24 protein-coding genes, 1 pseudogene and 1 CRISPR repeat array are annotated in these 25,063 nt (G+C 55.8%); of the genes and pseudogenes, 9 read left to right on the top strand and 16 right to left on the bottom strand.

The window, feature by feature from the left end; genetic code table 11:
- Positions 1 to 62 precede the first annotated feature (62 nt).
- The 6 genes from B5G09_RS02610 to B5G09_RS02635 form a co-directional block, all read right to left on the bottom strand.
- Positions 63 to 1,172, bottom strand: a complete 1,110-nt coding sequence (locus B5G09_RS02610; protein WP_087403933.1) for a sulfotransferase — start codon at positions 1,170 to 1,172, stop codon at positions 63 to 65.
- Positions 1,173 to 1,179: 7 nt separating this feature from the next.
- Entirely contained in the window at positions 1,180 to 2,613 is a 1,434-nt protein-coding gene (gene cysN, locus B5G09_RS02615) for a sulfate adenylyltransferase subunit CysN (protein WP_087403934.1), read from the bottom strand.
- 12 nt (positions 2,614 to 2,625) lie between these two features.
- On the bottom strand, positions 2,626 to 3,534 hold the full coding sequence (gene cysD / locus B5G09_RS02620; RefSeq protein ID WP_087312170.1) for a sulfate adenylyltransferase subunit CysD: 909 nt from the start codon (positions 3,532 to 3,534) through the stop codon (positions 2,626 to 2,628).
- A 1-nt stretch (position 3,535) separates the two neighbouring features.
- The gene (gene cysC, locus B5G09_RS02625) at positions 3,536 to 4,150 is read right to left on the bottom strand and encodes an adenylyl-sulfate kinase (protein WP_087312172.1); all 615 of its coding nucleotides are present in this window, start codon (positions 4,148 to 4,150) and stop codon (positions 3,536 to 3,538) included.
- Between the two features lie 11 nt (positions 4,151 to 4,161).
- Complete coding sequence (locus B5G09_RS02630; RefSeq protein ID WP_241147542.1) at positions 4,162 to 5,718, bottom strand: SLC13 family permease; 1,557 nt, start codon at positions 5,716 to 5,718, stop codon at positions 4,162 to 4,164.
- 535 nt (positions 5,719 to 6,253) lie between these two features.
- Entirely contained in the window at positions 6,254 to 6,769 is a 516-nt protein-coding gene (locus B5G09_RS02635) for a sigma factor-like helix-turn-helix DNA-binding protein (protein ID WP_143256460.1), read from the bottom strand.
- A gap of 281 nt (positions 6,770 to 7,050) precedes the next feature.
- Between B5G09_RS02635 and B5G09_RS02640 the strand changes: the two genes are divergently transcribed.
- Entirely contained in the window at positions 7,051 to 8,340 is a 1,290-nt protein-coding gene (locus B5G09_RS02640) for a beta-mannosidase (protein ID WP_343285471.1), read from the top strand.
- A 115-nt stretch (positions 8,341 to 8,455) separates the two neighbouring features.
- On the top strand, positions 8,456 to 8,608 hold the full coding sequence (locus B5G09_RS14045; protein WP_162608232.1) for a hypothetical protein: 153 nt from the start codon (positions 8,456 to 8,458) through the stop codon (positions 8,606 to 8,608).
- A gap of 70 nt (positions 8,609 to 8,678) precedes the next feature.
- On the opposite strand, the pseudogene B5G09_RS13805 reads toward B5G09_RS14045, so the two are convergent.
- Positions 8,679 to 8,810: pseudogene (locus B5G09_RS13805) on the bottom strand (site-specific integrase); the annotation flags it as partial.
- Positions 8,811 to 8,870: 60 nt separating this feature from the next.
- Here B5G09_RS13805 and B5G09_RS02645 point away from each other — a divergent pair.
- Positions 8,871 to 9,641 carry a CPBP family intramembrane glutamic endopeptidase gene (locus B5G09_RS02645; RefSeq protein ID WP_087403938.1) on the top strand — a complete coding sequence of 257 codons (771 nt, stop codon included), beginning with the start codon at positions 8,871 to 8,873 and terminating at the stop codon, positions 9,639 to 9,641.
- Between the two features lie 145 nt (positions 9,642 to 9,786).
- Here B5G09_RS02645 and B5G09_RS13810 read toward each other — a convergent pair whose 3' ends face one another.
- The 5 genes from B5G09_RS13810 to B5G09_RS02665 form a co-directional block, all read right to left on the bottom strand.
- The gene (locus B5G09_RS13810) at positions 9,787 to 10,170 is read right to left on the bottom strand and encodes a hypothetical protein (protein WP_143256461.1); all 384 of its coding nucleotides are present in this window, start codon (positions 10,168 to 10,170) and stop codon (positions 9,787 to 9,789) included.
- A 38-nt stretch (positions 10,171 to 10,208) separates the two neighbouring features.
- A complete protein-coding gene (locus tag B5G09_RS02650; RefSeq protein ID WP_239403345.1) occupies positions 10,209 to 10,760 on the bottom strand; it encodes a GNAT family N-acetyltransferase in 552 nt (183 codons plus the stop codon).
- Between the two features lie 772 nt (positions 10,761 to 11,532).
- The gene (locus tag B5G09_RS02655; RefSeq protein WP_087403939.1) at positions 11,533 to 12,348 is read right to left on the bottom strand and encodes an SDR family oxidoreductase; all 816 of its coding nucleotides are present in this window, start codon (positions 12,346 to 12,348) and stop codon (positions 11,533 to 11,535) included.
- Between the two features lie 4 nt (positions 12,349 to 12,352).
- Positions 12,353 to 12,985, bottom strand: coding sequence for a flavodoxin (locus B5G09_RS02660; RefSeq protein ID WP_241147543.1), 633 nt, complete (start codon positions 12,983 to 12,985; stop codon positions 12,353 to 12,355).
- Positions 12,982 to 14,040: an alpha/beta hydrolase gene (locus B5G09_RS02665; protein ID WP_143256462.1), complete on the bottom strand. Its 1,059-nt coding sequence runs from the start codon at positions 14,038 to 14,040 to the stop codon at positions 12,982 to 12,984. Before B5G09_RS02665 ends, B5G09_RS02660 begins: the two co-directional genes overlap by 4 nt.
- Positions 14,041 to 14,213: 173 nt before the next feature.
- Between B5G09_RS02665 and B5G09_RS02670 the strand changes: the two genes are divergently transcribed.
- Positions 14,214 to 15,119, top strand: a complete 906-nt coding sequence (locus tag B5G09_RS02670; protein WP_087403941.1) for a helix-turn-helix transcriptional regulator — start codon at positions 14,214 to 14,216, stop codon at positions 15,117 to 15,119.
- A gap of 127 nt (positions 15,120 to 15,246) precedes the next feature.
- On the opposite strand, the gene B5G09_RS02675 is transcribed toward B5G09_RS02670, so the two are convergent.
- The 3 genes from B5G09_RS02675 to B5G09_RS14475 are packed head-to-tail and all read right to left on the bottom strand — an operon-like array spanning position 15,247 to position 15,849.
- Entirely contained in the window at positions 15,247 to 15,558 is a 312-nt protein-coding gene (locus B5G09_RS02675) for a DNA-binding protein (protein ID WP_087403942.1), read from the bottom strand.
- Positions 15,559 to 15,560: 2 nt separating this feature from the next.
- On the bottom strand, positions 15,561 to 15,776 hold the full coding sequence (locus B5G09_RS02680) for a helix-turn-helix domain-containing protein (protein WP_241147544.1): 216 nt from the start codon (positions 15,774 to 15,776) through the stop codon (positions 15,561 to 15,563).
- Complete coding sequence (locus tag B5G09_RS14475; protein ID WP_262481258.1) at positions 15,727 to 15,849, bottom strand: hypothetical protein; 123 nt, start codon at positions 15,847 to 15,849, stop codon at positions 15,727 to 15,729. Before B5G09_RS14475 ends, B5G09_RS02680 begins: the two co-directional genes overlap by 50 nt.
- 431 nt (positions 15,850 to 16,280) lie before the next feature.
- On the opposite strand from B5G09_RS14475, the gene cas9 reads away from it, so the two are divergent.
- From cas9 to cas2, 3 genes are read left to right on the top strand one after another with little or no spacing between them, the layout of a single operon-like run.
- Positions 16,281 to 19,958, top strand: coding sequence for a type II CRISPR RNA-guided endonuclease Cas9 (gene cas9, locus B5G09_RS02685; protein ID WP_087403943.1), 3,678 nt, complete (start codon positions 16,281 to 16,283; stop codon positions 19,956 to 19,958).
- A complete protein-coding gene (gene cas1 / locus B5G09_RS02690; RefSeq protein WP_087403944.1) occupies positions 19,952 to 20,839 on the top strand; it encodes a type II CRISPR-associated endonuclease Cas1 in 888 nt (295 codons plus the stop codon). Before cas9 ends, cas1 begins: the two co-directional genes overlap by 7 nt.
- Before the next feature lie 4 nt (positions 20,840 to 20,843).
- Positions 20,844 to 21,182, top strand: coding sequence for a CRISPR-associated endonuclease Cas2 (cas2, locus tag B5G09_RS02695; protein ID WP_087403945.1), 339 nt, complete (start codon positions 20,844 to 20,846; stop codon positions 21,180 to 21,182).
- 130 nt (positions 21,183 to 21,312) lie between these two features.
- Positions 21,313 to 22,265: a CRISPR direct-repeat array (repeat unit 36 nt; unit sequence GTTGTGGTTTGATGTAGAATTTCAATAAGATACAAC).
- A gap of 443 nt (positions 22,266 to 22,708) precedes the next feature.
- On the opposite strand, the gene B5G09_RS14535 is transcribed toward cas2, so the two are convergent.
- The gene (locus B5G09_RS14535; RefSeq protein ID WP_343285472.1) at positions 22,709 to 23,107 is read right to left on the bottom strand and encodes an AAA family ATPase; all 399 of its coding nucleotides are present in this window, start codon (positions 23,105 to 23,107) and stop codon (positions 22,709 to 22,711) included.
- A 312-nt stretch (positions 23,108 to 23,419) separates the two neighbouring features.
- On the opposite strand from B5G09_RS14535, the gene B5G09_RS02705 reads away from it, so the two are divergent.
- Both B5G09_RS02705 and mobB read left to right on the top strand, forming a co-directional pair.
- Positions 23,420 to 23,830, top strand: a complete 411-nt coding sequence (locus tag B5G09_RS02705) for a mobilization protein (protein WP_087404081.1) — start codon at positions 23,420 to 23,422, stop codon at positions 23,828 to 23,830.
- Entirely contained in the window at positions 23,815 to 25,050 is a 1,236-nt protein-coding gene (mobB, locus tag B5G09_RS02710; protein WP_087403946.1) for a conjugal transfer protein MobB, read from the top strand. The genes B5G09_RS02705 and mobB overlap by 16 nt, the downstream gene beginning before the upstream one ends.
- Positions 25,051 to 25,063: the final 13 nt, after the last annotated feature.

Consider the following 25,063-nt stretch of genomic DNA (forward strand, 5'->3'; position numbering starts at 1 on the left):
GCCCAATCAGAGCAAGGGAAGGGTCCCGATCAGGAACAGCGGATGGGGCCGACCCGAAGAGGTTAGAGCTGATAATCCCACTCGCGAAGGGCATCGCCCCAGTGACTCTCGACCCGTTCGATCGTCCGCGAGTCGAATTCGTAGCGCTTCTTGCGGTAACCGCGCAAGGTGGCCAGATAACGCTCCATGGCGGGCCGGACCTGTTGGAAATCACCCAGCGAGAGCCGGTCGTAGATCAGTTCGACGATCTCAAGCGGCGACTCCTGCAGATCCTCGAAGCGCACCTCGAAGAGCTGTCCTTCGGGGATCGTCCCCCGCGCCGACTCGTAGCTCTCGTACAGCGCCCGGTAGTTGAGCAGGATTTCGCGGTCGAGCGCCTCGTCCGTAATGCGCTGCATTCCCACGGCATTGATCGTCTGGCGGAAGAAGTTGTGCGTCGATTCGTAGACCACGTAGGGGTTGCGGACCAGATAGATGAACCGCGCCTGCGGATAGCGTTCGAGCAGCATCGCCACACGACCCGTATGGGGCGGATTCTTGCTCAGGAACTGCCGCCGGCCAGAGACCTGCAGTGCGATACGCATCACCTTGTCCTCGGCCGCAAGGAACTCCTCGCGCTCCCGGTCGGTCGCCCGTTCAAAGGTCAGAAAGCGTTCGCGGTATTCGGCCATGCGGTGGGGAAACATCCAGAAATGGTAATGCGAGCAGGGGGTCATGTTGCTCAGCGCGAACTCCTCCTCCTGCGGGAGCTCCACCCCGAGACGCATCGAATCGGTCGGGCGCGACGAGGGCATCACCGCCGCCATGCAACGCTCGAAGAAGGGGCGCCCCCACAGCATCAGATGCGGAAAGACCGTCTGGTAGGTCGTGCAGCAGCCGAAATGGTCGTCGCACGAAAGCAGGTTGTGCGCATAGGTCGTGCCGCTGCGCCAATGGCCGATGATAAAGACCGGCGGTTCGAGATCCGTCCGCTCGGGCAGCCGATCGTAGCGGCGTTCGTTGAGCAGGTAGAAGGGGTCGAGCATGCCCCGCACCAGACGCGTCAGCCGGTACTTGCCGCGGCACGACGGGTCGATCTCCGCCCCGCGCGTCACCTCGCGGAAGGTTCTCCGGTCGGCGCCCACCAGCGTATTGACCGGCAGCGTATCGAAATTCAGTCGGAAAAGGCTCATCGTCACACTATTTTCGGGTACATTCCACCTCGATGCCGGTCTGGCGGCGCAAGGCCCGGCAGAATTCGGCAATCGCCTCGTCGTGTTCCGGAGCAATGCCGCACGCCGCAAGGTCGATGACGATGCGGTCGGAATCCCCGGCCGACGTCTCCTCGTCCGGCGCCACGATCATGCCGACGGCCGAGGTGAAGTTCGTCACCGGATCGATCAGGATGAAGGCCCCCGTCTGGCGGTTCTCGCGGTAACCGTCGTAGATCAGCGGCGAGTCCGTAACGAGCGACACCAGCGCGATCTCGTTGAGTTTCATGCCGTCGGCCTCGACCTGCTCGCCGACGTTGATCTCCACGCGGTGGTGGATCGTCCCGACATGAGCCCGCGTCGTGCGGGTCGTATGCTTCAGGTAGAAGGCCTTCGAACGGTCCAGCGGCTCCTCGTCCATCCAAACCATCATGGCCCGGAAGCGGTGGCCGACGTGGGGAAGATCATCCGGATGGACGAGCATCTCGCCGCGCGAAAGGTCGATCTCGTTCTCCAGAGTCAGCGTCACCGACTGCGGGGCAAAGGCCTCCTCCAGATCACCGTCGTAGGTGACGATGCGCGCAATACGCGACGTATGGCCCGACGGCAGCGCCACGACCCGGTCGCCACGCCGCACGATGCCCGAGGCGATCTTACCGCTGTAGCCGCGGAAATCGGCGTCGGGACGCAGCACATACTGGACCGGAAAACGAAAATCGTGCATGTTGATGTCCAGGTCGATCTCGACCGTCTCCAGAAAGTTCAGCAGCGACGGACCCTTGTACCAGGGCGTGCGCGGACTCGGGTCGACGACGTTGTCGCCCTCGAGCGCCGAGAGCGGGATGCATTGCAGATCCGGAATGTCGAGTCCCTGCGACGAAAGCCACGTCTTGTATTCGTCGACAATCTCGCGGAAACGCACCTCAGAGTAGTCCACCAGATCCATCTTGTTGACCGCCAAAACAATATGCCGGATGCCGAGCAGCCAGACCAGATAGCTGTGACGGCGTGTCTGGGTAATGACGCCCGTGCGGGCATCGACCAGAATGATGGCCAGATTGGCCGTCGATCCGCCGGTGATCATGTTGCGCGTATACTGCTCGTGACCCGGCGTGTCGGCGATGATGAACTTGCGGCGGTTGGTGGCGAAGTAGCGGTAGGCCACGTCGATGGTGATGCCCTGTTCGCGCTCGGCCTTCAGTCCGTCGCACAGCAGGGCGTAGTCGATATGGTCGCCGGCGTTGCCGCACCGCTTGCTGTCCCGCTCAAGGGCGTCGAGCTGGTCCTCGTAGAGCCGCTTGCTGTCGTACAACAGCCGCCCGATGAGCGTCGACTTGCCGTCGTCGACCGACCCGGCCGTCAAAAAACGCAACAGGTCCTTGCGTTCGTCCTGTGCCAGAAATTCCTCTATGCTGAGTGCCATGTTCGTCTCTCTTTAAAAGTATCCTTCGCGTTTCTTCTGCTCCATGCTTCCCTCCTGGTCGAAGTCGATCACACGCGTCGTGCGCTCGGAGCGGGTCGTGGTCATCATCTCCTCGATGATCTTCTCGATCGTGTCGGCCTCGCTCTCGATGGCCCCCGTCAGCGGGTAGCACCCCAGCGTGCGGAAGCGAACCTTGCGCATCTCGGCCCTGCGCCGCAACTCCTCGGGCATGCGGTCGTCGTCAACCATGATCAGGTTGCCGTTCACCTCGACCACCGGACGCTCCTTGGCAAAGTAGAGCGGTACGATCGGAATCCGCTCCTGGCGGATGTACTGCCACACGTCGAGCTCCGTCCAGTTCGACAGCGGAAAGACCCGGATGCTCTCCCCCTCGTGGACCCGCGTGTTGTAGATGTCCCACAACTCGGGACGCTGGTTCTTCGGGTCCCACTGCTGGAACTCGTTGCGGAACGAGAAGATCCGCTCCTTGGCCCGGCTCTTCTCCTCGTCGCGCCGCGCTCCGCCGAACGCCGCATCAAAGCCGTACTTCTTCAGCGCCATGAGCAGCGCCTGCGTCTTCATCAGATCGGTATGTACGCGGCTGCCGTGCGTAAAGGGCCCTACACCCGCCTCGTAAGCCTTTCTGTTGTACTCGACAATCAGATTCCAGTTGTATTTCTTCGCATAGGCGTCGCGGAACTCGATCATCTCGCGGAATTTCCATTTCGAATCAATGTGCATCAACGGGAAGGGAACCTTGCCCGGATAGAAGGCCTTCTCGGCCAGACGCACCATCACCGACGAATCCTTGCCGATGGAGTAGAGCATCACCGGATTGCGGAATTCGGCCGCCACCTCCCGGATGATGTGTATGGCTTCGGCTTCGAGCGTCTTCAGATGGCTCAGCTGATACTCTTTCATCTTATTGTTGTTCTGTGTCCTTTTTCAGTTCAATTGCCGGCAGCAGCCGCTCCAGAAGCCGGTCGACACACTCGTCGACCGACCGTCCCGACGTATCGAGCCGCAGCGCCGGAGCGTCGGGCTCCTCGAACGGCGCCGAGATGCCCGTAAAGTCGCGGATCTCACCCCGTCGGGCCTTGGCGTAGAGCCCCTTCACGTCGCGCCGCTCGCACTCGGCAAGAGGCGTCGAGACGTAGACCTCCAGAAAGTCCCGCTCGCCGACAATCCCGGCGGCCATCTGCCGCAGCTCCCGCGTCGGGCTCACGAAGCAGGCCAGCACCACAACGCCCGTATCGACGAAGAGCCGGCACACTTCGGCCACGCGGCGGATGTTCTCGCGGCGGTCGGCCTCCGAGAAACCCAGTCCGGCGTTGATGCCGCAGCGGACGTTGTCGCCGTCGAGGATCCGGCACAGGATGCCCCGGGCCGAGAGGGCCCGTTCAAGGGCGATGGCCAGGGTACTCTTCCCCGAGCCCGAGAGCCCCGTAAACCAGACGACCGCACCGCGGTGGCCGAGCTGTCGCTCCTTCTCCGCGCGGGACTCCATACGGTCGAATATCGGATGAATGTTTTCCATGTTCTTCGGTTTCAGATCAGCGGTTCGAAGGGCCAGAACAGCGGGATCAGGACCATCGAGACCACAAAGGCTATGAGATTCAACGGCAGACCGATACGCACGAAATCGCGGAAGCGGTAGTTGCCGATTCCCTGCACGATCATGTTCGTCTGGTAGCCGATCGGCGAGGAGAAGCTGCACGAGGCCGCAATGCAGATTGCCACGAAAAAGGGCATCGGATCCACCCCGAGGTGGGCGGACGCCGACAGCGCCACGGGAAAGGCAAAGGCTGCCGCCGCATTGTTGGTGATGAATTCGGTGATGAGATTGGTCGTGATGTAGAGCACGGCCAGCACGACCCACGGCGATGCCGCAGACGACAGCTGCGACAACCCCGAGGCGATCCAGTCGGCCAGCCCCGAGTTGACCATCGCCCGACTGATAGCCAGCGCCGAGGCGATCGTCACCAGAATGTCCCACGAGATGAATTTCGTGTATTTCTTGGCCGGGAAGATCCCGAAGCAGGCCATCAGCACCGCCACCACGCAGACCCAGAAGAACATGTCAAGCCGCATGCCCGGTACGAGATCCGCCATGAAGGGCATGCTGCCGAAGGTGGCCCCGGCGATCATCACCACAAGCAGCGCAAGCGCCAGCCACTTCTTCCACCGCGGACAGGCCGGGCGGTGTTCCGAGCCGTTGCTCAGCATCAGGAAGACCCGCGAATCGCCCCAGCGGTCGATGAACGTTCCGTCGGTCTCGAGCACCAGCGTGTCTCCCGCCCGGAAGATGACCGATTCGGGCGGCAGCTCCTCACCGCCCCGTCGCACGGAGCGGATCCCGGCCCCGTAATGGCTGCGGAAATCAAATTCGGCGAAGGTGCGGTTGATCCCCGGGAAGCGGGGCCCGAGCACCGCCTCCACCTCACGTCCCGACTCCTCCGCCCGGGGCTGCTCCTCGAGCGTCGAATCGTCCGGAAGACGCCGGTTGCCCAGCAGAATCATATAAAGAAGGCCCACAACGGCAATACAGCCTCCCACCTTGCCCAGCTCGAACATCGAAAACCCCGCAAACCCCTCATCGAGCATCATGCCGTGGACCACCAGGTTGGTCGACGTGCCGATGAGCGTGCACATGCCGCCCAAAATGGCCGCATACGACAGCGGAATGAGAAACTTGCGCACGGCAAGTCCCGTTCTGCGGGCCCACTGCTTGATGATCGGAATGAAGACCACCACCACGGGCGTATTGTTCAGAAAGGCCGACACGGCGACAATCGTCGGCAGAATGCGCAGGTAGCCCTTGCGCACGGTCATGTCACGCCGTACGGGCAGCAGCCACTTGACCAGATGCCCCAGTGCATCGCTGCGCCGGACCCCTTCGCTGACCAGAAACAGCAGCGCAACGGTGATCATCCCCTCGTTGCCGAATCCCGCGAGGGCTTCGTGCGGCGTGAGAATGCCCGTGCACATGAAGAGCACCACGCCGGAAAACAGCACGAAGCCCGGTCGCAACCAGTCGGCGATCAGCATCCCCATCATCAGGCAAAGCCCCGCAAGGACGATCCATATTTCGATATTTGCGTCCATAATTCTCCAAAGTTACCATTTTATCCGCAGGTTGCCAAACCTCCCGTCCGCCCCTATTCAGCCGTCAAAGGCGGGCCTGAACCGGCCGATCCGGGTGCTTGCGGGGGCGGTCGGACCAACGGATTTTTCCGACGACCGATCCGGAATCCGGGACGTGCCGTTCATGGCAGCACGTTTGACGGCGTATCGGCCGAAAAGCCGCGCAACAACACAACACACTAATAAACAGAACGATGCACAGCCCAACAAATCAACCGGCCGGCAGTTCGGATCGTAAGGTTGATCCTCGTGCCCGCGTATCGGTTGCCAGTCACGAATCCGGACCGGGACAAATGCCCGATCTCGGGACATTCCTCCCGGATGAAGGTTTCACGCACAACCGGCAGGGTTGGCGGTTATACGCTTTTTGAACAATATTCGAACGTTTTCAAACAGAAAAAAAAAGCGTCGGGGAGCATCGGCCCAACCAAACAAACCGTTCATAACCCCCATTTTTCACCCCGCTCCCGCAAAAACAGCTCCTGAATTTTATCCATCACCGCGAACGGAAGAAAAAACTCCTGCTCCCCGTCCCGCTCGCGGCGCTGATCTTCTTCCTGCTGCAGGGATTCGCCGACATCAACAGCTCGCCGGTCTCCTCCGTCAGGTTACATAATCCGGCACGGGATTTCGGTGCAGTCTCCACCGACACGCAAACCTTAATACCCAACTTGCGCTGCGGATCCTCTTTGTAATATTCGAAGATCGAATACCAGGCATTCAACACCAGTTGCGGATTGATCTCCCGGCAGTCCAGCGGCAGGTAATCCTTCAAGGTCACGCGAAGCATCTTCTTGGCGGCGCAAATCTCGTAATCCACCCGACTCTCCGTGAGCGAACAGATCGCTGCAATCTCCCGGTAGGACATCTCCTCGTAACGATAGACGATGAAGACCCGCCGCCGCAGAGGCGACATGCGTAGAAGTTCTCCTTCGACAATATGCATGACCTCGGCCATCAACAGACTCTTCGGATCATCGGCCGTCTGCCGCAGCACATTCGGGGTTGGCAAATTTCAAGAGCGTTTTTTCCACCGGCACGGCGACGAAGAGGCTCCCCGTCCGAGCGGATCGTGCCGGCCTTCCCGCGGATGAGCGCCTGCGGCACCCCTCCGCATCGGAACACGTTACCGCTTCGCAACCGGGTCGTGACATCGGCATGACAGGAGATCCGCTGTACGGGTGTATCACTGGATTTCGGCCCATGACGTGTTTTTTATGACATTTTGCCCCGTCCGGCCTCAACGTTCGACTGAAAATGCGTACCTTTATCCGAGCAAAACAGTCTGAACCCGTGAAACACCTTCTCCTCCCCGGTCTCTGGATGTGTCTCGCCGCAAGCCTCAACTTCGGCTGCGGCTCCGCTCCGGAAAACAACCCCTTCGCCCGTGCCGAAAACGGCCGGATCCTCATCAACGGCAAACCCTGCTACTTCCTGGGTGCGAACCTCTGGTACGCCCCGATCCTCGCCTCGACGGGCGAAGGCGGCAACCGCCCACGGCTCGCACGCGAACTCGACTCGCTGGCCGCCTGCGGCATCACAAACCTGCGCGTGCTCGTCGGGGCCGAAGGCGATGCGGGCGTCACCGCCAAAATCGAACCCATTCTCCAGTATGCCCCCGGGCAATACGACGACCGTCTGCTCGACGGACTCGACTATCTGCTCGCCCAACTCGGACAGCGCGGCATGCAGGCCGTACTCTATCTGAACAACTCGTGGGAGTGGTCGGGCGGTTACTCCCAATATCTGGCCTGGAGCGGCGAAGGAAAGGCCCCCATTCCCTGCGTCGACGGTTACGAAACCTATACGGACTACGTCTCGCGGTTTATCCCCAACATGCGGGCCCGCGAACTCTTCGAAAACCACGTGCGCTTCATCGTCGGCCGCACGAACCGTTACACCGGTCTGAAATACACCGAGGATCCCGCCATCTTCTCCTGGCAGATCTGCAACGAACCGCGACCCTTCGGAACCGCCAACCACGAAGCCTTCGCCGAGTGGATCGCCCAAACGGCCCGGCTGATCCGTTCGCTCGACCCCAACCACATGATCTCGACCGGCTCGGAGGGCTTCTACGGCTGCGAAAGCAACCTGGAACTCACCGAACGGATCCATGCCATCCCCGAAATCGCCTACGTCAACCTCCACATCTGGCCCAGCAACTGGCGCTGGGTCGATCGCAACGCGCTGGCCGAAGGGTTGGAAAACGCCAAAGAGATGACCCGAAAATACATCGACATGCATCTGGAGATCGGCCGGCGGCTGAACAAGCCGGTCATCATCGAGGAGTTCGGATTCCCGCGCGACAGCTTCCAGTTTGCAAGGAACACGCCGACCACCCTGCGCGACGCCTACTACACGGAGATCCTCGACCGGCTCGTCGAGTCGAAACGTGGCGGCGGGGTATTGGCCGGAGCCAATTTCTGGGCATGGGGCGGCGAGGCCCGGCCCGAACACCTCTACTGGGAGCGCGGCGACGACTACTGCGGTGATCCGGCCCAGGAACAGCAGGGTTTGTACTCGGTCTTCAACGACGACTCGACCGTCGGACTGATCCGCCGCACCAACCAACTGCTCGAATAGCACGCCTGGTTGTTCAGAGATGATAGATAATCTCGTTATTTTTCAATCGGTATCCCGTTGGATTCTGCATTGAAAAACAGGGGGGGGGGAGTGTCCGCTCAACCAGATTCTCGATATGCGAGACAAGACGCTCTCGATCATCAGGCCGAATGCTCAATATCCGGACAACTGCCGCTGGGCTGTTCTGAACCGCAAGAACCGCAAGAACCGCCTGACCCACTTCCTTGATACGCTGCGGGGCACGCTGGTTGAGTTAAGCCAGAAGTAAACAGTTCTTCCATAAACGACCGGCCGCAAGGAACTGGACAGATTCCTTTCCTCCCGGTCGTTTACCGGTATCAGACCGTTAGGATTTTCCCGATTTTTTGTATCTCGCGGCTGATGTTCGCCTCGGAGATCTTCGCATAGCGCCGCGTCATGTTCGTATTCGTATGACCCAGAATCTTGGCGATGATATCGATCGGCATCCCCGAATGCTAAGAAATATTTTCTAATTTTGCGACTCTAACACAGGATTATTGAAATAATATATGATGCATTCGAAAACAGCAAGAATACTGTATTCTATCATTGCGAGCATTATTATAATCTTCTTCTGGAGAAACATAGGCTTTGTAACAACACTTTTCGATATACCGAGCAATTCTATCCCCGGGCTGTCGATAAAGGCTTTATTTCTTACTCTTGCTGCTTTGATTTTGACGATCGTCGTAATTAAACCAAAAGAACTATTCCCGTTTCTCGGGTTGAGCAGCAATATTCTCAAAGGATTCGGGATCGCACTCCTATGCGTACTACCACTTTATCTTATATTTCCTTTGTTCGGAGACCTCAATACAAAGTTGACGTTCTCCGTGATTTATGACCGAGCGATCCTTACCGGATTCAAGGAGGAGTTGGTGTTTCGGGCCTTTATGTTCGGTTTGCTTTTCCGATATGCAAAAACAGGCTTCTTCTGGGCTGTCATATTACCAGCTCTTTATTTTGGTTCGGTGCATCTCTATCAAGGTCACGATGTTCTTTCGGCGCTCGCTGCTTTCGGTGTAACCTTTATCGGTGCACTTTATTTCAGTTGGATGTACGTTGAATGGAATTTCAATATATGGATTCCCGTCGGATTGCACATACTGATGAACGGAGCATGGCATATTTTCATGATAGAGGGCACAGAGGTCGCGGCGGGTGGCTTGATTTCCAATATTGCCCGAATTATCAGCATTATATTGGCTATTAGTATCACAATTTATTATCATAAGAAGAGCGGTAAGAAAGTCTTTGATTATCCCATTTGGGGATTGTGACTTTCTTCATTTCTGTATATTGCACCATATTACGCATAGCAATACAAGAATTTGGTTTTCAGCACTGGAATATTGCAGAGTAATATGATGCACATCAGCGAAATAGAGCTAAATCGTGACCTGTTTTCGGTCCGAGCAAAAAAGGTCACGATGAAGGCCTGAAATACTTGCTGCCTTTTGCTTTCTTTCTGGGTTTCTTTCTGGCCCCCTCTGGAGCGGAAAACGGATTTCCGACCCAAGCATATTCCTCGTTCACAATCAGCGCATTATGTGAAGCATTTTCTTCGAAGGTCACTCCTGTGATGCGGTCATCATGCACTCGTTTGCATCCCAATGCTTTCGATAAAAATAGTGAAAATTCACGATATAATAATGTAACTGATGCAGATTCTTTAGGACTGATTACATTATACGATTCTCTCCATTTCGCCTCTTTCCACCCGATAGCGACCAGCCCGGACTTGGCGGCGACGGATGCAAGACCGTCCCCGTGGGACGCTCCGTACAGCCTTGCAGCCGATACTGGCAAGTCGGATCTTTGCGGACGGGTGGAAAGGGATGGCTGTGTCAGTCTTTGAAATGCTTTCGCATCACAAAATTGGTCAGTTCCAACCGATTTGCCCGGCGTTTCTGAACCTTCACTACTTCGTACCCTCTCTTCTCGAAGAAAGGACGAGCCGTCAGGCTCACCTCGGAGGTGATTTCCGCGACTCCGTATTCCCGAGCTCTCTTTTCCACGACCGACAGCAGCAGACTCCCGACGCCGACCCGCTGATAATCCTTGTGCACAAACAGCGAGTGCAGATAGCCTTCGGCATTCATCGACGAGAAGCCGATAATCTCGTCCCGTTCGTTCAGCGCAGCTACGTAGTCATTGCGAGCCAAAAGATCTTTCATATGCTCTACGCTATCCCCACACGAAGCCCAGTCCTCCACCTCTTCGCGGGTGTAGTCTCGCGCATTTACATGAAGAACGGTCTCCCGAAACAAGATTTGCAGGTCGGGAATATCCTCCTCCGTGAGTTTCCTCAGTTTATATTGAGGACTTGGCGGCCCAATCTTTTGGCAAGCATTCTTGTCCATAGAAAAGCGGCAATAATTCTCGGATTTCTCTTTCATACGCTCGTCGGGTTATTGCCCTATAAAGATAGGCTTTTAATTCCAGTTGGCGCACACAGTCATCCGACAAAATTTCATTACCGGCTCGAGCTGCGTGATTTCTTCTTCGGGGTGATAAAGCGTCGTGGCCCGGCGAGCGGCGGATGGTTCGGTGTGCGACCCTCGGGAGCAGACCGGGCGGGGCTGCCCCGCAGGGCGAGGTGGTTCGAAGTGGCAGCCAAAAACCCGATGCGGGGTTTTTGTGCCACGAGAACACAACCTCGCTCCCTTCGGTTTTCGGACCCGGGAATCGGCAGCACATTCGACGCCAGAAGTCGAACGGTGCGGAATCCCGGGGTCGCAAGGTCGTCAGCACGAAGGCGCTCCCGTACCGGCAAACGGCATGAGGTTCATGTCGCGGCAAGAATGGGGAGCGTGCAGCTTTTGGCCCGAACGGATCGGGGCATGCTGTCGTCCAACCGGAGACGGCGGGCAACCGATGGGAGGTGGTCGGCTCTTCAGTGGGGAGCCGAGGAAGGGATGAATGGCGTTGTCATGGTCGGTGTTTTTTGCGTCGTTGTGAGGATAACGACACCCATCGCAGGTTTGTTTCACCACGGGGCGCGATTGCGCGATCTTGCTGGTAATTGCACACTCAAAGCAAAGGGCACCGCAGGGGCTCTTTTAGATTCGGTCCACACAGTTGATACCGGAAATGGCCCTGCGCTTCAGACAAAAACAACCGGGCCTTCCGCAGAAAGTCCGGTTTGATGGGAGGGAACCCGTGTCGGGATTATGCTCCGTAGAAATAGGAGGCCGTAGCGCCACCATCGACCAGAAAGTCACTCCCGGTGATGAACGAACCCCGGGGCCCCATCAACAACTCCGCGACGTTGGCCACCTCGTCGGCCGTACCGGGGCGGCCAGCCGGACATCGGGCAAACATCTCCTTGTAGAAGTCGCCGCGCGGACCGTTGAACTCGTCCAGCGCCAGCGGTGTGACGATGATGCCCGGCGAGATGGAGTTGATGCGGGCGCCTCGCCGGCCCCATTTGACCGCCTCGGCCATCACGCGCTTGACATTGCAGCGCTTGGCCAGCTGGTAGGCGTGCAGCGTATCGCGGATGTTGCGGGGCTGCAAAATCTCCAGCACAAGCAGCTCTTCGGTCGGAGTCGTGGCCAGCAGCCGGTCGGCCTCTTCGCCGAGTGCCGGCAGGCGGTGTCCCGACTGGCTGGAGACGGTTACGCCGACCCCGCCGCGGCTGATGACCCGTCCGACCTCCTCCAGCAGCACCGCCGTGCCGTAGAGGTCGACCCGAAGGATTGTTTCGACGGAGGCCTGACTCGGGGAAACCCCCGCCGCATTGACCAACATCGAGACCTCACCGCAGTTCCGGGCCGTGTCGATCAACGCGAGGATCGAATCCCGCGAGGAGAGATCCATCTCGACCGGGACGGCATCGAATCCGGCCCGATTCATCGTTTCGGCAATCGATGCGGCGTGCTGCGGGCTCTTGTCGCCGATGACGATCTTCATGCCGGCGCCCATGCGGCGGGCGATTGCCATACCGATCTGTCCGGCACCGGTCAGTATCATCACTTGTTTCATATCCTCAATATTTCAACTGCTTCAACCACTCCAGCACCTGCTTCCGGGCCTTCTCCCGCTCGTTCTGCGCCGCGGAGCCCCGCACGGCCAGCCCGTTCAGCACCGAAGCGCCCCGACAAGCCTCCCGCAGCCGGTTCACCGTATCGGAGAGTCCGCTCCCTTCGTGCGTGCAGAAGGGAATGACAACCTTGCCCTGCCAGTCGTGCTGCTCCAGAAACGTGTAGACGCACATCGGCAGATCGCCCCACCAGTTGGGATACCCGAGGAAAATGACATCAAACTCTTCCGCCGCAATATCTCCGACGAGTACCGGACGGGCCTTTGACCGCTTTTCCCGCTGGGCGATCTCCGTGCAGGCCCGATAATCGTCGGGATAAGGTGTTGCCGGCTCGATGCGGAAGAGGGTTCCGCCGGTCGCGGAGGCGATCATCTCCGCCACGATGTGGGTGTTCCCCTGCTCGATGTGGCCCACGGCGTAATTCTCCCCGGCGCGCGAGAAGAAGGCCACCAAGATTTTTTTCGTATTCATGTATCTCTCTTTTACCAATGTGTTCTGTGCGTGTGTGAATGCCGGCAGCGATACGGCCAGCAGCAGAGCGGTCAGCGTCGCTCCGATTCGCTTCATGGAGGGTCTCATGGCAAGGTGCGTTTGAAAAAGGCCGTCAGTTTCTCGATGGCCGGGTCAACGGCACCGGGACGATCGTAAAGATCGATGTGCGAATAGCCCGGGATTGTATAGATCTCCTTATCCGGCCCGGGCAGCGCCTGATAGAGACGCTCGGTCTGCCACTCGGAATCGGCCCGGTCGCCGACGATCAGCAGCACGGGCTGTGTCAGCAAGTAACTGTTTTCGATGGCCGAGAAGGCCATCTTCGTCGCCTGACTGCGGCGCAGATAGCGGTTGTCGGCCCGCGGATGCCAGGCACGTGCCGTGCGGTAGTAGTCATACCCCTCGCGGAACGAGGGTGCGGTCTCCGCGGTCGGTTCGGGACACATATAGACCTTCATCAACTCTGCGCCCCGCGCTTCACGGGTCCGCTGTTCGGAGACCTCCTCCAACAGAGCGATCTGCTCCTCAACCGTGCGTCCGCGCAGCCACCCCTCGCGATTGGCAGCGCCAATATCCGCGGCACTCACTCCGGCCACGGCCCGGATGCGGCGTTCGGTCGGCGCCGTAGCGATGACATATCCGCCGCCGGCACACAGGCCGAGGGCTCCGATGCGGTGCTCATCCACGAAAGGCAGCGTCACCAGATAATCGACGGCATAGCGAATATCCTCGACCCGCTCGTACGGGGCCTCGGAATAGTGTGGCGTACCGCCGCTCTCCCCGGCATAGGCGGCATCGAAGGCCAGTGTCACAAAACCGTTTTCGGCCAGCCGGAAGGCATACAATCCGGCCGACTGCTCCTTGACGCTGCCGGCGGGGTGAATGCTCAGAATAGCCGGATAGCGCTTTTTGGGGTCAAACCCTGCAGGCAGAAAGAGATTGCCGACCAGCACGATCTGGTTGCTGCGCAGGAACGACACCTTGCGGACCAGAACGCCGCTCGTCATATCGACGGGCGTCACGGTCCAGGCCTCTGTCTGCGGCACACCGGGAAGGTTGTCGTGTTGCGTTCGGGCTCCGACACTCCCGACAGCCGCAAGCAGGAGAGCCGCGATCAAAATTTGTTTTTTCGTCTGTTTCATGTCTGTGAATAACTGTTGGTTGGATTCCAACGGCAAAATTACGCCGCGCACGTCGTCGCGGGATTATACAAAACACGGAAAGGCTTCACATATCCACCGATCCTGCCGTAGCGAGGGTGAAAACTCGGCCGGATTTGCTAACTTTGTGAGACGAAACCTGTAAATCCGTCCCTATGGAGAAGACGCTGTTGAATATCGAGACCATCACCGAATACAACGACCTGCTCGGCGTGGAGACGCTGCATCCGCTGGTGAGCGTGATCGACCTTGCGAAGGCCCGTCCCATGCGCCACATGCGGCATACGTTCAGCTTCTACGTGGTATTCCTCAAGGACGAGAAGAATTGCGACCTGATCTACGGCCGCCAGCGCTACGATTATCAGAAGGGTTCGGTCGTCTGCCTCGCCCCCGGACAGGTCATCGGCATCGAGGACACGGGCGAGGAGTTCCAACCCCGAGGCTATGCGCTCTGCTTCCACCCCGACCTGATCCGCGCCACCCACCTCGGGCGCCATATCGGCGAGTACACCTTCTTCTCCTACGAGGTCAACGAGGCGCTACACCTTTCCGAGCGCGAGCGCACGACCTTCATCAACTGCCTGACGGCTATCCGCGAGGAGCTCGGCCACGATGTCGACCGCATGAGCCGGCGGCTGCTGGTCACCCAGATCGAACTGCTGCTGGACTATTGCCTGCGCTTCTACGAGCGGCAGTTCATCACCCGACAACAGGCCAACCGCGACATTCTGACCCGTTTCGAGTCGTTGCTCAACGCCTACTTCACGGCGGACAATGCCCTGCGCAAGGGGCTGCCGACGGTGAAATACTGTGCCGGCGAGCTGTGCCTGTCGCCCAACTACTTCAGTGACCTCATCAAGCGCGAAACCGGCAAAACGGCCCGGGAATACATCCAGCACAAGATCATCAGTCTGGCCCGGGAACGGCTTCTGATGCCGTCACACAGCATCAGCGAAGTCGCCTACGGACTGGGATTCCAATATCCGCAGCACTTCACGCGGGTCTTCAAGCGAGCCACGGGCATGACGCCGAACGAGTACCGGAATCAGTCCGAGGCATAAGCGGCCCGCATCTCAAAAAAATGCTGCGACAAGGTCCGCCTTGCCGCAGCATAAAAGGGTGAAACGATTTCCGTTCGTTGATTCGATACGGGATGAGTCCGACTCGGCAGTTTCGGTCCGGCCTCCATCAAAGCGGAAACTCGTCGGCAGCCGGTCGAAGGTTGCGGTCAAGGACCGCCCGGATCCCCGATTCGGGATAGAGCAACAGGCGGTTGCCAAGTACCGTAAAGGGGATCTGCCGCCGGTCCCGCAGCGTCTGCAAGGTGCGCGGTAAGAGGTGCAGGCGTGTGCAGACCTCCTCGCCGGTCAGGTAGCGCTCCTCGCCGATCATCGGGCGTCGCTCCTCGAAGGCCTTCCGCAGCGTGCGTTCCACGACGTCCAGCCGGGCGAACAAGCGTCGTATCTCGCCGCTCGCTTCGTTGAGATAGTCCAGCGGCATGGCTATCGCGTTTGAAAGGTTTTGCGGGAGAGCCAGGCGGCCAGGTCCCGGCGTCGGTAGTAGAATTTACCGCCCAGACGCGAGCAGGGGATCGCGCCCCGGTCCCGGTAACTCTGCAGCGTGCGTTTGGTGATGTCCAGTGCCCGGGCACACCTCCTCGCTGTCCAATCACCCGTCGTCCTGCGGTGGCGACAAACGGCGTTCCAGACGTTGAGCAAGGGCGGAGAGGTGTTCCACCCGTTCGAGGAGCCGCTGCCAACTCTGCTCCCCGATACATACGATCTTTTCCATGGTCTTCTTTCTGTTTGGTTCGACATTCCGACAACCCTTCTCAGTGGGTTGCACTCTGTGTGGATGGGGACGCCGAACATTCAGCGTTCCCGGATCCGAAAGGCACGGCGTTTCATCTTTTCCCGGTTTATGAATCTTTATTCCTGCAAGTTTGCACTCGGATAACGCGCGCAGTCCCTCAAAAGTTTCGCTCGCAAAGTAATGTGGCAGTGGTTGGCGTCGAGAGGGTGGACAAACTAGAAAAGAACAATCGAATTTTAGGCACTGATATAAATAAAAAAGTCTCCACGGAATACGCGGAGACGGTAGGTTGAAAACCTTCGGCATATAGCCTTATTGTGGTAAGATGTAGAATTCTTACATCACAAATATAGCAAAAAAGATGGAGATCTGCAACTTTTTATTTAATTTTACAAGAAACGACTTCTTATATGGCAAAAGTATTGGGTCTTGATCTTGGCACCAACTCACTGGGATGGGCACTTGTAGACGAATCTGAACAGGGGTATGCTCTGCTGGACAAAGGGGTGGAAATCTTTCAGGAGGGCGTCGCCCGAGAAAAGAACAACGAAAAACCCGCCGTTCAGGATCGAACGAATGCCCGAACGTTACGTCGCCACTATTTCCGGCGACGCCTGCGTAAAATCGAACTGCTCAAGGTTCTCATTCGTTACGACCTTTGCCCTCCTTTAACCGACGGGCAACTCTCCACATGGCGTCAGAAAAAGCAATATCCGCTCGATGAGGAGTTTCTTCGCTGGCAGCGGACCGACGACAACGAAGATCGCAACCCTTACCACGACCGTTATGTGGCATTGAGTGAGCGGCTCGACCTCGGAGTGCGTACGCAGCGTTGGCTGCTGGGCCGGGCGCTCTATCACTTAGCGCAGCGACGTGGTTTCCTTAGCAACCGAAAGGAAGCGGGAGACGAAAAGGAAGACGGAACGGTCAAGGAGAGCATCAAGAATCTGTCGGCCGAGATGGAGGCAGCCGGATGCCGGTATCTCGGAGAATACTTCTACGAATTATACCAGCGTAAGGAGCGGATCCGCGGCAAATACACATCACGCAACGAGCACTACCTGGCCGAATTCAATGCCATCTGCGACCGCCAGCGACTACCCGATGAATGGCGCGAAGCCCTGCACCATGCTATCTTCTTCCAACGCGATCTCAAATCGCAGAAGGGGTCGGTCGGCCGATGCACCTTCGAACCGACGAAGAGTCGGTGCCCCGTTTCTCACCTTCGATTCGAAGAGTTCCGGATGTTGTCGTTTATCAACAACATCCGGGTGACGGGACCAGGCGACAACGCGCCACGTCCATTAACAACCGAAGAGGTCGAGGCAATTCGTCCGCTTTTCTTCCGGCGGAGCAAGCCCTATTTTGATTTCGAAGAGATTGCCCGCAAAATTGCCGGCAAGGGGCAATACGCCTGCAAGGAGGATCGCACGGAGGCTCCTTACCGCTTCAATTTTACCCGCACGGCCACCGTGTCGGGATGTCCTGTCACGGCGTCACTTATGGACATCTTTGGCGACGACTGGCTTCGTGAGGCCCGCAGCCTCTATCTGCTTGGCGAGGGAAAAACGGAAGAGCAAGTGCTAAACGATATCTGGCATGCCCTTTTCTCGTTCAACGACGAGGAGCGTCTTCGCGAATGGGCATGCAAGAACCTGCAACTTACGACCGAGCAGGCCAAAGCCTTCGCGGCTATCCGGCTTCCGCAGGAGTATGCCGCCCTGAGCCTGAATGCCATCCGCAAGATACTGGTCTATCTGCGTTGCGGTTATCGGTACGACGAGGCGGTCTTTCTGGCCAATTTGCAGGCCGCACTGCCGAAGGAGATCTATGCGGACGAGACACGGCGACGCGCAATCGAGCGGGATATCGCCTCGCTGCTGCTCGACTACAAGCGGAATCCGTACGATAAATTCGATTCGAAGGAGCGTCGCATCGCCGACTACTTCAGCGATCACGGGCTCGATATGTCCCGTTTGAACCGGCTGTACCACCCTTCAAAAATCGAAACCTATCCGGATGCTAAGCCCAATGCCGAAGGAATCATGCAACTCGGCTCTCCACGCACATCGGCCATCCGCAACCCGATGGCCATGCGGGCGCTGTTCCGGCTGCGCGACCTGGTAAATACACTGTTGCGCGAGGAAAAAATTGACCGCGATACGAAAATCCGCATCGAATTTGCCCGCGGACTCAATGATGCCAACCGCCGCAAAGCCATCGAGCAGTACCAACGTGAACGGGAGGCCGAGAATCGGAAATTTGCCGAGGAGATTCGCCTTCAGTACACCGCTGAAACCGGCCGCGAAATAACGCCTTCGGAGGATGAGGTATTGAAATACCGGCTGTGGGAGGAGCAGCAGCATGTCTGTCCCTATACCGGGCGGCAAATCCGCATCTCGGACTTCATCGGAGCCAATCCGGGCTTCGACATCGAACACACGCTTCCGCGGGCTCGCGGCGGCGACGATTCGCAGATGAACAAGACGCTCTGCGAGAACCGCTTCAATCGGGATACCAAGCGGGCGAAACTGCCGACCGAACTCTCCAATCATGCCGAGATCATGGAGCGGATCGAATCGTTCGGTTGGAGAGAGAAGGTAGAGACCCTCCGGAAGCAGATCGCGGCTCAGGTACGTAAAAGCAAAAGCGCCGCGACAAAAGACGCTCGCGACGAGGCCATCCAACGTCGCCACTATTTGCAAATGCAATTCGACTACTGGCGCGGGAAATACGAACGGTTCACCATGACCGAAGTTCCCGAAGGTTTCAGTAATCGACAGGGGATCGACATCGGTATCATCGGGAAATATGCGCGTCTCTATCTGAAGACGGTTTTTGACCGGATCTATACGGTCAAGGGCTCCACGACCGCTGCGTTCCGCAAAATGTGGGGTCTGCAGGAAGAGTATGCCCGCAAGGAGCGCGTGAACCATGTCCACCACTGCATCGACGCCATCACGATCGCCTGCATCGGCCGCCGGGAGTACGACCGATGGGCGCAGTATATGGCCGATGAGGAGCAATTCCGTTACGGAGAAAGCGGCAAACCCCGCTATGAGAAGCCGTGGCCGACCTTTACCGAGGATGTCAAGGCGGTAGCCGACGAACTGTTTGTGGCCCACCATACGCCCAACAACATGGCCAAACAGACACGCAAGAAGCTGCGGATTCGCGGTCGGATCAAGCTGAATGCCGACGGAAAGCCGATCTATCAGCAGGGTGATACGGCCCGCTGCCGGCTGCATCAGGAGACCTTCTACGGAGCCATCGAACGGGAAGGCGAGATTCGGTATGTCGTGCGCAAAGCGCTCGGACAGCTGCAACCCGGCGACATCGACAAGATTGTCGACGATGCAGTCCGGGATCGCGTACGGGAGGCAATCGATGAAGTCGGATTCAAGACGGCGATAAATTCAGACGAGTACACGATCTGGATGAACCGTGAAAAGGGGATTCCCATCCGCAAGGTGCGCATCTTCACGCCCAGCGTCACCCAACCGATTGCATTGAAAAAACAACGCGATCTCTCCGACAAGGAGTACAAGCAGGATTATCATGTCGCGAACGACGGAAACTACTATATGGCCATCTACGAAGGCCACGATAAAAAGGGCAAGACGAAACGTACCTTTGAACTCGTCAGCAATTTCGAAGCAGCCCAATACTTCAAAGCCAGCGCCGACCGGGAGGCACGCCCCGATCTGGTACCGTTGGCCGATGCAAACGGGTTTCCGCTGAAATGCATCTTGAAAACGGGAACCATGGTCCTGTTTTATGAAAATTCGCCGGCAGAACTTTACGATTGCACACCCGAGGAGCTGACAAAACGGTTCTATAAGGTGACGGGAATGAGCACATTAACACTGCAACAAAAATACAAATATGGAACACTCTCCCTGAGACACCATCAGGAGGCTCGGCCAGCAGGCGAATTGAAGGCCAAAAGTGGTGTATGGAAAACAAATGAGGAGTATAGGCCCGTCATCTCCTTGTTGCATACACAACTCAACGCGTATGTCGAAGGGTATGACTTTGAACTGACCGTTACGGGTGAAATAAAATTCAAACACGGTACCCCATGCTGAAACGAACCTTGTTTTTCTCGACACCCTACTGTCTGAGTCTGCGCAACGGCCAGATGATCATCCACACGCGCGAAGCTCCCGACCAACGGAAAAGTATCCCGATCGAGGATATTGGTTTCGTGGTGCTGGAGGATCAACAAATCTCGATCACACTTCCGCTGTTGAATGCCTTGTCGGATAACAACGTGGCGGTAATCCTGTGCGGGGAGAACCGCATGCCGAACGCCATGTTGATGAATCTGGATTCCAATCGCACGCAAGGAGAAAGTTACCATGCGCAGATCGAGGCAAGCGAACCGCTGAAAAAAGGGCTTTGGAAACAGATCGTCGAAGCCAAGATCCGAAATCAGGCAGCTTTGTTGCGGAAACTCGAACGCGACGGAGACAAACTGAAACCCTACTACATGAATGTCAAGAGCGCCGATGCGGATAATCGAGAAGGGATAGCAGCCAAAATCTATTGGACAGAGCTGTTCGGCAGCGAATTTTATCGCTCCCGCGAAGGTTCTCCGCCCAACAATCTGCTCAATTACGGCTATACGATCCTGCGAGCTGCCGTTGCCCGTGCGATCATGGGATCGGGACTCTTCCTGGCTCTGGGTATCTTCCACCGGAACCGTTACAATGCCTTTCCGTTGGCCGACGATCTGATGGAGCCCTATCGGCCGTATGTTGACGAAATCGTTTACCGCCTTCATACAAACGGTCTTATGCAGTTAACCCGAGAGGTGAAAGGCGAATTGCTGCGGATTCTGTTTGTAGATACGCGTTTCGACAAGATTGTACGACCGCTTGAAGTAGGTTTAACCTTTACCAGTTCTTCCCTTGCCAAATGTTTCGCTGGTATACAGAAAAAAGTATCATATCCCTTGTTGGAATAGGGTCATGTCAGAAACGCGATTGAATGCCTATCGGATCATGTGGTTGTTCGTCTTTTTCGATCTGCCGACCAATACCAAAACCGAACGGCGCCATGCGGCACAATTCCGCAAGGCATTGGAAAAAGACGGCTTCACGATGATGCAATATTCGGTGTACGTCAGGCATTGTGCCTCGAAAGAGAACATGCAGGTTCACATCAATCGAGTGCGACGGTCGATGCCTCCGGCTGGATTTACGAGTATTCTGTCTGTGACAGACAAACAATATGGAGACATTCTCAACTTCTGGGGCAAAAGCGAACGAACGAAACCGGATATGCCACAGCAGTTGGAATTTTTCTAAAAAAACAGTATTTTCGTTCTTTGAAATACAAAAAAACACATCAAACTCACTTCGGTGGCGTTTTCTCAATCGGTTTTTCAGCTCAAGAAACGCTGTAGAACACTAAATTTCAACAGATAATGAACCCGACGTTGTGGTTTGATGTAGAATTTCAATAAGATACAACGTTACGACGTGTAGCGCGAATCAAAATCCAGTTGTGGTTTGATGTAGAATTTCAATAAGATACAACTGGGACGCGTAAATAACGTTTTTGAGCGTGTTGTGGTTTGATGTAGAATTTCAATAAGATACAACCGAGAACGGGAAAACCTATGGTTGGAACGGTTGTGGTTTGATGTAGAATTTCAATAAGATACAACGATTAGTAATATCACCGCCATTAGAAGGAGTTGTGGTTTGATGTAGAATTTCAATAAGATACAACTCGGCATAGACGAGGGCTTTGAAGGTGGTAGTTGTGGTTTGATGTAGAATTTCAATAAGATACAACTCTGCCGATAATAGGGACTCGTCCTTGAGGTTGTGGTTTGATGTAGAATTTCAATAAGATACAACACGAGCACCTCCTCGTCGATGCCGGCCATAGTTGTGGTTTGATGTAGAATTTCAATAAGATACAACGGCGGGGAAGATCAAAACGTGTGTTAACAGTTGTGGTTTGATGTAGAATTTCAATAAGATACAACAGTCGGACATCATTTCCCAGTCTCCGATCGGTTGTGGTTTGATGTAGAATTTCAATAAGATACAACTTTGTGCCATAACCAAAACCAAAATGTTAGTTGTGGTTTGATGTAGAATTTCAATAAGATACAACTTTCGACCAGCGAAAGAAAATCCATTTACCGTTGTGGTTTGATGTAGAATTTCAATAAGATACAACCCTAACAGCAGCAAACGTAATCAGTAACGAGTTGTGGTTTGATGTAGAATTTCAATAAGATACAACAGCTCTGTGTCAAATGGCAAAAGAGCGTAGTTGTGGTTTGATGTAGAATTTCAATAAGATACAACCTTATCTATGCGATGGTTTGCGCCGCTCTCGTTGTGGTTTGATGTAGGGCGGGGATATTGATTCCCGTGCTTACATAGCGGCGGCGGCGATGAATGGTAAAACGCAGGTAGATGTTCGTGGTACGGTTTTGATTGGTGCGGTCTTTTCTGCAAATGGCATTAATGCTGACACTCATAATGTTGCGACATTATGCAGACAAGCGCGAGCGGTATTTTACCGCCGTAAAACATGGTTAAACAAATGGTAAAACATTCTTCGGGAAACGGCGCAAAAAAGGCATTACGAAGAGTTTCATTTCGCACCCGCAAAAGAAAAACGAGCGATAATTTATTGATTATCACTCGTTTATTAAGAGCGAAAAAACGGGACTCGAACCTAAAATTATTTGCCTCTATATAATATCAATGTGTTGTAGCTGATTCTTTGTTGTCGGGTCACTGGTCTGTTGGAGTAATTTTACGTTCCAATACTTTCCCTTGCTACAAAGCAAAGATACGTTATATGTTTCTCATCTCAAGATAAGATCCAATAAATTTGATATCCGATTCTTGGGTACGATTAGGGGATAATCGCAGTCGATGACCAGTACCTTGAGTTTGCAGATGTCGTCCAGATAGCTGGCGAGAAGCGTCGTAAGAGCCGACTTGCCGACACCTCCCTTCTGTTTGCAGATGGAGATGTTCCAGGAACCGGATGTTTGTTGATCGGAAATTTTCATCGTTTGAAGATTTGAGTGGTTGATGATTTGTCGTGTTGGATTTTCAACTCTATATCCATGAATGTGCATGAATCTCCTTTTGAATGGATATATCCAGAATTCCGGAAATCTGTAAATCCGGAAATATTTATTTGGAGAAATCTCTTCTCCATCGAATATCCATGCGATCATGTGTTGGTTTGAATCCATCTGCCCGCAAGGTAATGCGGTTTTGGAAGATTGGTTCCCAATGTCCTCCGGAGGCCTAGCATGGCCGACAACCGCGCTTTTTAATCCCTGAAGATCCTCGTAATATTGCAGCGGAGAATCCGCCCGTGATTTTTCGTTTCGGAGCTGCTTTTTCGGGAGAGAAATTGTCCTCTGCGGATGCCGAAACTGTACCCGTCGCTTGACGGGAGCGAGCTGTGTCTTTGTATGCCGAAAATGATTTCGACATACAAAGACGCTCGCTCTGCGAGGCGGGCGGTGTTCTCCCAAGTCGAACCCCAAATCTTCTATCGAATGACCCGTCAGCGAAAATGCAACACACAATCCCCAACCCCGAGTTACAAATACTCGTTCCGGCTCAACGAGGAGCAGGAGATCCGCTTCCGGCAGATGCTTGCTGCCGCCGGATTGGAACACAACTACAGTCGGTTTATTGTCAAACGACTCTTTGCCGAGCGTTTCGAAGTCATCCGCCGTGACCCTTCAAAGGTAGAATTTCTGACACGTCTCAACGATCTTTACTTCCAGTTTCAGCGCGTCGGGAACAACTACAATCAGGTGGTCCGGGCCATCAACAGCCACTTCTCCAATGTCTCGATTCCCCGCCAGATCGCCTCGTTGGAACAGCATACCCGCGAACTGAAAGCGTTGAGTATAGAGATTCTTAATCTTACCAAACAGGCCGAAGGATGGTTGCGAATATAAGGACGGGAGCAACCGTCGGCGGAGCCATTCGCTACAATGAGGAGAAGGCCAACCGGGGACAGACCGAGGTGCTCTTCTGGAATCGGATGCTTGATCCGTTCGATAGCGCAGGCCGCATGAGTCACGAACGGTGCATGGCCAGCTTCGAACCCTTCCTGCAGGCCAACCGGCGAACGACCAACACGGTCTTCCATGTCTCGCTGAACCCCTCGCCCGAGGACCGTCTGACCGATGAGCAACTGGGCGAGATCGCCCGTGAGTATATGGAGCGGATGGGCTACGGAGAGCAGCCCTATATCGTCTTCAAACACGGAGATATTGCACGCGAACACTTGCACGTTGTATCATTACGAGTTGATTCGACGGGCCGGAAGATCTCCGACTCGCACGAGTATGATCGTTCGATGTCGATCCTGCGGGACCTTGAGCGAAAATACGGGCTACACCCGAGCATCAAAGGCCAGGAACTGCAAGACCGGGAGGAATTGCGCAAGGTCGATTATCCGAAGGGTGATGTCAAGCAGCAGGTCTCCTCCACCGTAAGGTCGTGCCTGCGGCATTACCGCTGCGCCTCTTTTGGGGAGTGGCGGACGCTGCTGGAAGCCTTCAATGTCTCGGCCGAGGAGCGAACCGGAACTATCGACGGCCGCGATTATGCCGGAATGATTTACGGGGCGCTGACCGATGACGGCTATGGCATCGGGACGCCGTTCAAGTCGAACCGGATCGGGAAGGATGTAGGTTATGAGGCCCTGCAACGCTATTACGAGCGATCGAAAACGGCTTTGAAGGAGCCCGGAGCACTGGACGGGTTGCGGGGAAAGATTGCGGATGAAATGGCGCGGTGTTCAACCCGGGCGGAGTTTTGCGAGCGGCTGTACGACACGGGTGTCGATGCGGTATTTCGCCTCAATGCTGCGGGACGAATCTATGGTGTGACCTTTATCGACCATGAGCAGGGAATCGTAGCCAACGGCTCTCTGTTGGGCCGGAGTTTCTCTGCCAATGCCTTTGAACAGCAGTTCCATACCGAAGAGAGGGGTAGGGAAGTCTCTTGGGAATCCTCGGAGCAGGAGAGGCCTTCCTCAAAAGAATCATTCCGGCCGGGGCCGTCTATCCATCCGTTGGACGCGATTCTGGAATTGGCTGATGTGCAAGCCTTCGAAGAACAACAACAAGTCTCCAAACGGAAAAGAAGGCCGCGTATCAGGCGATTATAAAAAAGAAAAGGAT

The sequence above is a fragment of the Alistipes sp. An54 genome (assembly GCF_002159375.1).
Lineage (GTDB): Bacteria > Bacteroidota > Bacteroidia > Bacteroidales > Rikenellaceae > Alistipes > Alistipes megaguti.

Coding starts and splice junctions, on each gene's coding strand:
- B5G09_RS02610 (WP_087403933.1), bottom strand. CDS start 1,172: ATGAGCCTTTTCCGACTGAATTTCGATACGCTGCCGGTCAATACGCTG.
- cysN (WP_087403934.1), bottom strand. CDS start 2,613: ATGGCACTCAGCATAGAGGAATTTCTGGCACAGGACGAACGCAAGGAC.
- cysD (WP_087312170.1), bottom strand. CDS start 3,534: ATGAAAGAGTATCAGCTGAGCCATCTGAAGACGCTCGAAGCCGAAGCC.
- cysC (WP_087312172.1), bottom strand. CDS start 4,150: ATGGAAAACATTCATCCGATATTCGACCGTATGGAGTCCCGCGCGGAG.
- B5G09_RS02630 (WP_241147542.1), bottom strand. CDS start 5,718: ATGGACGCAAATATCGAAATATGGATCGTCCTTGCGGGGCTTTGCCTG.
- B5G09_RS14045 (WP_162608232.1), top strand. CDS start 8,456: ATGCGAGACAAGACGCTCTCGATCATCAGGCCGAATGCTCAATATCCG.
- B5G09_RS02645 (WP_087403938.1), top strand. CDS start 8,871: ATGATGCATTCGAAAACAGCAAGAATACTGTATTCTATCATTGCGAGC.
- B5G09_RS02650 (WP_239403345.1), bottom strand. CDS start 10,760: ATGAAAGAGAAATCCGAGAATTATTGCCGCTTTTCTATGGACAAGAAT.
- B5G09_RS02655 (WP_087403939.1), bottom strand. CDS start 12,348: ATGAAACAAGTGATGATACTGACCGGTGCCGGACAGATCGGTATGGCA.
- B5G09_RS02660 (WP_241147543.1), bottom strand. CDS start 12,985: ATGAGACCCTCCATGAAGCGAATCGGAGCGACGCTGACCGCTCTGCTG.
- B5G09_RS02665 (WP_143256462.1), bottom strand. CDS start 14,040: ATGAAACAGACGAAAAAACAAATTTTGATCGCGGCTCTCCTGCTTGCG.
- B5G09_RS02670 (WP_087403941.1), top strand. CDS start 14,214: ATGGAGAAGACGCTGTTGAATATCGAGACCATCACCGAATACAACGAC.
- B5G09_RS02675 (WP_087403942.1), bottom strand. CDS start 15,558: ATGCCGCTGGACTATCTCAACGAAGCGAGCGGCGAGATACGACGCTTG.
- B5G09_RS14475 (WP_262481258.1), bottom strand. CDS start 15,849: ATGGAAAAGATCGTATGTATCGGGGAGCAGAGTTGGCAGCGGCTCCTC.
- cas9 (WP_087403943.1), top strand. CDS start 16,281: ATGGCAAAAGTATTGGGTCTTGATCTTGGCACCAACTCACTGGGATGG.
- cas1 (WP_087403944.1), top strand. CDS start 19,952: ATGCTGAAACGAACCTTGTTTTTCTCGACACCCTACTGTCTGAGTCTG.
- cas2 (WP_087403945.1), top strand. CDS start 20,844: ATGTCAGAAACGCGATTGAATGCCTATCGGATCATGTGGTTGTTCGTC.
- B5G09_RS14535 (WP_343285472.1), bottom strand. CDS start 23,107: ATGGATTCAAACCAACACATGATCGCATGGATATTCGATGGAGAAGAG.
- B5G09_RS02705 (WP_087404081.1), top strand. CDS start 23,420: ATGACCCGTCAGCGAAAATGCAACACACAATCCCCAACCCCGAGTTAC.
- mobB (WP_087403946.1), top strand. CDS start 23,815: ATGGTTGCGAATATAAGGACGGGAGCAACCGTCGGCGGAGCCATTCGC.